This is a genomic window from Bacillus sp. RC51, from assembly GCF_044908115.1.
Lineage (GTDB): Bacteria > Bacillota > Bacilli > Bacillales > Bacillaceae_G > Bacillus_A > Bacillus_A mycoides.
On sequence record NZ_JBIYCW010000012.1, the window covers coordinates 175293 to 182306 of the forward strand.

Sequence of the window (7014 nt, forward strand, 5' to 3'; positions counted from 1 at the left end):
GTATCCACCTTTCTTTTTCATTATGTTACACGTTACAAGAAAAAATATGCATGAAGAAAACAGCCGCTATATCATTAGCGGCTGCTTTGCGTTGTATATTTTCTTTGTACTTGAAAGAGACGGATAAGCAGGAAGATTGCTCCAAATGCTAGACCGATAATAAGACCGATCCAATAACCTTTTGCTGCCCAGTCAGTATAAGTTGCTAACATGTAGCCAAGAGGTAGACCTATTACCCAATAAGCTATTAATGTCATAATTAAGGCAACATTTACGTCTTTATAACCACGAAGTGCTCCTTGTACTGGAGTTGCAATCGCATCTGAAATTTGAAATAAAATCGCGAATATAAGAAATTCTTTAGCTAAATGATGGACATTTGCATTTGTCGTATAAATAGAAGCAATTTCATCATCAAAGAAATAAAGAAGGATTGAATATAAAAGAGCGAAAGCAAGGGCTAACCCAATTCCGATAAATCCATATTGTTTCGCATTATTGTATCGTTTTGCTCCAACTTCAAATCCAACGGCTATCGTCATTGCCATTGCTAAACTTAAAGGAGTCATATATAACAAGGAAGCAAAGTTCATAGCTGCTTGATGTGCTGCTATTGTTGTCGTACTAAAATTACTCATCATAAGTGTTACCGCAGCGAAAATACTCGTCTCAAAAAAGATAGCAAATCCGATAGGGACGCCAAGTTTCAGGAATTCCTTCCAAATTGTAAGGGAAGGACGGTATAATTGTTTAAAGATATTGAAAGAAGCGAAAGGCTCTTTCGTACGAATAATAATAACCGTAATAATTAAAATACACCAATATGTTGCTGCAGAAGCGATTGCCGCACCAACACCACCGAGTTTTGGAAAGCCAAAGTGACCAAAAATTAATAAGTAATTTAATACTACATTAATTGGTAATGATAGTAATGTAATAATCATCGTTGTTCGAGTTTTTCCTAATGCATCAATAAATCCACGTAAGACGGTGTAAGTAAATAAAGGGATAATTCCAATCGCGATAATAATTAAAAATTGTGCTGCAATACGTTCCACGGGTTCTTCTAATTGCATGCCATTTAAAATAGGTGAAACAGCGAAGAATCCGATAAGGATAACAACGAAACTAGCACAAATTGCTAAATATACTGCTTGTATGACAATGTGGGGAACGTCCTCCTTTTTCTTTGATCCAACGAGCTGTGCAACAATAGGAGTAGTAGCCATTAAAATTCCTGTTAAGCCGGTACTAACGGGAAGCCATATACTTGTTCCGATAGCAACACCCGCTAAATCAATAGGACTCGCATGTCCTGACATTGTCGTATCAAAAAAGCTCATCGCAAATAATGACATTTGCGTTACAAAAATCGGGAAAAAGAGTAATAAAAATTGCTTTAACTTTTGTGAGAATGAAGTAGTTTCTTTCATAAAATCCCCTTTCAACGTAAAAAACAAACTCTTATTATCATACAATTTAATCAAAAAATAGAAAAGAAATAAGCGTATACAACAAATGAAATCAATAAAAAAAGGATGCACTTTGAAAAGGGATAAGGTATTATGATAAGGTGTGAAAAAATTACATATTCGTTATTAAGGAGGCACTACTTGTGGCTGATTGGTTAATTGGTTTAATCATGGGTGCTGTTGAAGGGTTAACAGAGTTTTTACCAGTATCATCAACAGGACATATGATTTTAACAGGACATTTAATTGGATTTGAAGACGATAGAGCGAAAGTTTTTGAAGTTGTAATCCAATTGGGATCGATTTTAGCAGTTGTTGTTATATTTTGGAAACGTCTATGGTCATTAGTTGGAATAGGGAAAGTAACTGATGGACCATCGTTAAATTTATTACATATTATTATCGGGATGATTCCTGCCGGCATACTCGGCGTATTATTCCATAGTGCAATTAAAGAAGTTTTATTCGGTCCAGGACCGGTTGTTATTAGCTTAGTAGCTGGTGGTATTTTAATGATTGTTGCTGAGAAGTTTTCAAAACCAAGTACAGCAAGAACGTTAGATGAAATCACATATAAGCAAGCATTTACAATCGGAATGTTCCAATGTTTAGCACTTTGGCCAGGATTTTCTCGTTCTGGATCAACAATAAGTGGTGGTTTATTAGCACGTGTTTCACATACAGCGGCAGCGGAATATACATTTATTCTAGCGGTGCCAATGATGGTAGCTGCAAGTGCCTTAGATTTAATTAAAAGCTGGGATATATTAAGCGCGGCTGATATACCATTATTTGCAACTGGATTTATTACAGCATTCGTTGTTGCGATGCTTGCAATTGTTTCATTCTTAAAATTATTAGGTCGTGTAAAACTAACACCGTTCGCTTACTACCGTTTCATTTTAGCTGCGGTATTCTATTTCTTCATTATGTAAGTATAAAATATCAGCAATACCCTATAGAATAGACACTTGAAAAAAAGTCTACTCTGTAGGGTATTTTTTATAGAGAGAGAAAAATGAAACTTTTACCTTCAATTACTTGTATTTCACCATGTGAAATATGCCATAATGATTTCGTTATAATAATTTTAAGGAAATCGATAGGGTATTTGAGAGGAGCAATTTAGTGAGTTTTGCAATAGAAATAGTAATTCCAGCACCAATTGATGTTGTATTTGATTATGTACACAATGACGAGAAAATACTAGAATGGAGTACCTTTATGGTAGAAAATAGGTATCCTTCAAATATAGATGTTGAAAACCCTGGTGAAGGTGACAAATATATATCTGTGCAAAAGATGGGGAAGAAAATATATGAATTTAAGGCGGAAATTTTAGAGTATGATGAACCGTATATCGTTTCAGTTGGATGTGAGATGAAGCAAGGTTATACAGCTGCAACTTATATGTTAGAAGAGGATGAAGAAGGTACATCGCTTACTTTAATCGTAGAATTTGAACCGAAGAATTTTTTATATAAGATTATGTACAAGTTGACTGGGTGGATGACACGTGGAATATACATGGGTGAAATGGAACGTTTAGCAGCGTGCGTAGATGCTGTATGTTCTCAGAAAAAAGGATTATAATTTAGTAAAATAAAAAACATGCCGAAATCGGCAGGTTTTTTATTTTACTACTTTTTCAATCATGCTTTCCATTACATGTTCCCAAAGAGAAGTATCATCAGCTAATGTAGCGCGGAAATTAGCATACATTTCTTTTTGTTTCTCTTCGAATGTTGGATCTTCTTTTTCAGGTAATGTAGCGCGCATTGAAGTTACTAATTCTTGTATTTTTGGAGCTCGTGGTCCAAAGACGGCTTGTTCATTTCCGTCTTTATCAATGAAAATAAAGATTGGAATCGCACGTGCTGTTCCGTTTGTTAAGTATTGATCCATTAACTCTAAGTTTTCATCGCGAATTAATAAACGCATATCAATATTTGCAACTTCAGAAATTCGTTTCATAACAGGTACACATAAAAGAGCGTCGCCGCACCAGTCAGCTGTTAATACGATAACACGCCAGCCATCATTTTGGCGTTCTTCTAATATAGGAAGTAATTCATTTGGAATTAAAAAGTTATTGTAAATGTGTAGTAGCTCGTATTGGTTTACTTTCATTTCATTCACATATGTATCAAAGGACATGCCTTTATCAGCCCATTGTAGTAAGTTCATAAGTAACACCTCTTTAGTATGATTTATTTTTATTGTACCAATTTTTATATAGAAAAGCTTGTATTCTTACTCTTTCTTATCACTAAATAATTTATTTAGTGTGTAAAGGAATAGTGCGACACATAATTCAGCTATGTTGGACATTTGTACACTCTCTATCCAGTCATCGGCGGTATGTATGACAAACCAATCTAACGTAATTTCAATTATAGAGAGCAGAGCAATTGAGAGCCAATTGGGCATACTTGTCATCATTGGATGTAGGAGCACTTTAAAGAAAATGAATATAAAATATGTAATACCGTCTAATAAAAGAATGAGTAAAAAAAAGAGTAGTAGAGCTGTTCTTGATGAATATTCTATACCTGTAATATGAAAGATTCCCACATATACAAAAAATATAAATGCAAAGAATATAATGAGAATAAGAATAACAACACTAATAATAATAGTCTTATCTTTTAGACTGAGATTAGAAAGTTTGTCTTCTTCACTCATTACCCCAACTCCTTTTTCTGGAAAATCAATTTCATTGTACCATGAAATATCTATTAAAAAACTACGAATTATGGGGAAATAAGGTGACAAAAAGTAAGATTTCGTGTAAAATTATTAATAAGGTTTTTATTTAACTAAATTAAATAAAAGGGGCTGTCAAAGTTGTCTCAAAATCGAGAACAATTAATGGAAGAACTATCGACAAATGTTTTTGCAATGTTTCGCACGTTGCGTAATGATATTGGAAAAATATTTGGTGGTTACATACCGTGGAATGAGTTCATTGTCCTTAGAATATTGAACCGTACGAATAAAGAAATGGTCTCACGTGTAGCTAATGAGTTAAATGTGTCGAATAGTCATATTACAGCTGTTACAGAAAAATTAATTAATAAAGGCTTTGTAACTCGTTCACGTTCTACGTCAGATCGCCGAGTTGTATATTTAGAGATTACAGAACAAGGGAAAGAGTTAGTTGCGAAAATGGAAGGTGAGAAAAAGAAATATTTACAAGAAAGATTTTCCGCACTTTCAGAAGATGAAATGGATATAATGATATCTATTTCTAAAAAACTTATTTAAATAATTACAAATAAGAAAACGCTTACCTAATTAAAAAGAAGACCTTCCTCATATATGGAAGGTCTTCTTCTGTGTGTAATAGATGATAAAAAATAAAATGTGTATGAAAAAAGATAGAGCGCCATACTACTAATAAAGGAAGGAGGGAGAAATATGACGAATCGTAATGGTAGTCAAGGAAGTGGAAATCAAGGTTCACCAAAATCAGGGCAATTCCAGCAGGAGTTTAGTACTGAATTTGAAACGGGAAATGATAATAAAGGAAAAGAATATCGTTCGAAAAAAGGAAGTAAATCAAAAAAGGAGTGAAATGATTCACTCCTTTTTTGATTTAAGATGCTGCAGATTGATCCGTATTATATTTTTCTTCTGATTTTGCAACAATCATTGCACAAATTGCATCACCGGAAATATTTACAGCAGTTCTAGACATATCTAGAATGCGGTCAATACCGATAATTAAAGCAATGCCTTCTACTGGTAGATTTACTTGATTTAAAACCATCGTAAGCATTACTAGTCCAACACCTGGTACACCTGCAGTACCGATACTAGCTAGTACAGCAGTTAATACGACCATAGCTAATTGTGGTAATGTAAGTTCAACGCCGTATACTTGAGCGATAAATACAGTTGCTACCCCTTGCATAATAGCGGTACCATCCATATTAATCGTTGCACCTAGTGGTTGTACAAAAGAGCTTATCGCTTTTGGAACTCCAAGTTTTTCTTGGGCGGTTTTCATGGCAAATGGAAGGGACGCATTAGAGCTAGATGTACTAAACCCAATTGCCATTACCGGACCGAAATGTTTAAAGAAACGAATAATACTTTCTTTGGCTAGTATCTTTAATAAGCCGCCGTATACGAAGACACCGTGAATAATGAGTACCAACATAACGACAATCATATACTTGAACATCGCAGCGACGCCTGCAAGCCCCATTTTACCAACGGATGAAGCGAGCAACCCAAATGTTCCGATTGGAGCTAATTTCATAACGAGATTAACAAGATACATCATTAATTCGTTGCCCTGTTCAAGTAATGAATGGATACCTTGAACTCGTTTTCCTAAAATAGCTATACCGAGTCCGATCAATACGGCAAAGGCAATAATTTGTAACATGTTACCATCAGCCATCGCTTTTGCTGGATTATCCGGTACAATATTCAGCAATGTATCGACGAAAGATGTTTCAGTTTTTGCACCTTCATACTTAAGCCCTTCTGTTTTAAAATTACCGCCAGCCCCTGGTTTTATAATAAGTGCGAATGTAACCGCAATGGAGATGGCAACTGCTGTTGTTACGAGAAAGAATGAAATTGATTTTAAGCCGATTCTTCCAAGCTGTTTCGGATCTCCAAGACCAGCAGCCCCAAGTACGATAGAAATGAATACAACAGGAACAACTAGCATTTTAATGAGTCGAATAAACAATTGACCAAGTGGATTGAACACATATTGATTTAATGGCTCGAAAATGGATGGAGCAGCTAAATTTAAAGTGAGTCCAACGACTAGACCGAGAAATAATGCAATTAAGATTGCTTTTGTTTGTTTCAATAAAATCCCTCCTTGTTTTTGTAAAATTGCTTTCTAAATTAATTGTACCGAAAAAATACCTATTTTGACAATATTTTCTGAATATTTTGTATAAAAATATCTATTTGCATATAGATAGACCAATTTTGTTGAAATAAGCGAAGAGAGTTAAGTTATGTGTTTGGAAAAAAAATAGACCATCACATGATGGCCTAGGGAAGGGGACAATTTATATCAATTTAATTAGGGATGTAAGCTATTCAAAGACACTGGGGAATGTCTTATAAATTAGGGAGGAACAGCTTCGATACATATACTATAAAAGATAGATGTGAACATAGAGTGAAAGAGAGAGGGAGCTTTAAGTAAGAAGAAAGAGAGAATAAAAAAATAAGACCATCACATATAGGATGGTCAAAGGAAGGGGACAATTTATGTCAATTTAATTAGGGATGGAAAGCTGTTCAAGACACTGGGGAATGTCTTATAAATTAGGGAGGAACAGCTCCGATACGTATACTATAAAAGGTAGATGTGACCCTCGTGTGAACATGGAGTGAAAGAGAGAGGGAGTTTCAAATAAAAGATAGAAAGAATAAAAAAATAAGACCATCACATATAGGATGGTCAAGGGAAGGGGACAATTTATGTCAATTTAATTAGGGATGGAAGCTATTCAAAGACACTGGGGAATGTCTTATAAATTAGGGAGGAACAGCTTCGATACAT

At 34.7% G+C, this 7014-nt stretch carries 8 protein-coding genes; 4 read left to right on the forward strand and 4 right to left on the reverse strand.

What is annotated here, in order from left to right:
* Positions 1-74 precede the first annotated feature (74 nt).
* Positions 75-1433 (reverse strand): MATE family efflux transporter, encoded by a 1359-nt coding sequence (locus ABH959_RS21990; protein WP_404493154.1) that lies wholly within the window; start codon positions 1431-1433, stop codon positions 75-77.
* Between the two features lie 182 nt (positions 1434-1615).
* Between ABH959_RS21990 and uppP the strand changes: the two genes are divergently transcribed.
* Positions 1616-2407 carry a bacitracin resistance undecaprenyl-diphosphatase gene (gene uppP / locus ABH959_RS21995; RefSeq protein ID WP_002086752.1) on the forward strand — a complete coding sequence of 264 codons (792 nt, stop codon included), beginning with the start codon at positions 1616-1618 and terminating at the stop codon, positions 2405-2407.
* Between the two features lie 193 nt (positions 2408-2600).
* Complete coding sequence (locus tag ABH959_RS22000; RefSeq protein WP_404493155.1) at positions 2601-3065, forward strand: SRPBCC family protein; 465 nt, start codon at positions 2601-2603, stop codon at positions 3063-3065.
* Between the two features lie 39 nt (positions 3066-3104).
* Here ABH959_RS22000 and ABH959_RS22005 read toward each other — a convergent pair whose 3' ends face one another.
* Both ABH959_RS22005 and ABH959_RS22010 read right to left on the reverse strand, forming a co-directional pair.
* Entirely contained in the window at positions 3105-3692 is a 588-nt protein-coding gene (locus tag ABH959_RS22005) for a thioredoxin family protein (RefSeq protein ID WP_088292765.1), read from the reverse strand.
* Positions 3693-3725: 33 nt separating this feature from the next.
* Positions 3726-4157 carry a regulatory YrvL family protein gene (locus ABH959_RS22010; RefSeq protein WP_002086749.1) on the reverse strand — a complete coding sequence of 144 codons (432 nt, stop codon included), beginning with the start codon at positions 4155-4157 and terminating at the stop codon, positions 3726-3728.
* A 162-nt stretch (positions 4158-4319) separates the two neighbouring features.
* Between ABH959_RS22010 and ABH959_RS22015 the strand changes: the two genes are divergently transcribed.
* Both ABH959_RS22015 and ABH959_RS22020 read left to right on the forward strand, forming a co-directional pair.
* Positions 4320-4739: a MarR family winged helix-turn-helix transcriptional regulator gene (locus ABH959_RS22015; protein ID WP_002064429.1), complete on the forward strand. Its 420-nt coding sequence runs from the start codon at positions 4320-4322 to the stop codon at positions 4737-4739.
* Between the two features lie 153 nt (positions 4740-4892).
* Positions 4893-5048 carry a hypothetical protein gene (locus tag ABH959_RS22020; protein WP_002011733.1) on the forward strand — a complete coding sequence of 52 codons (156 nt, stop codon included), beginning with the start codon at positions 4893-4895 and terminating at the stop codon, positions 5046-5048.
* Between the two features lie 22 nt (positions 5049-5070).
* On the opposite strand, the gene ABH959_RS22025 is transcribed toward ABH959_RS22020, so the two are convergent.
* Positions 5071-6306 carry a dicarboxylate/amino acid:cation symporter gene (locus ABH959_RS22025; RefSeq protein ID WP_404493156.1) on the reverse strand — a complete coding sequence of 412 codons (1236 nt, stop codon included), beginning with the start codon at positions 6304-6306 and terminating at the stop codon, positions 5071-5073.
* Positions 6307-7014: the final 708 nt, after the last annotated feature.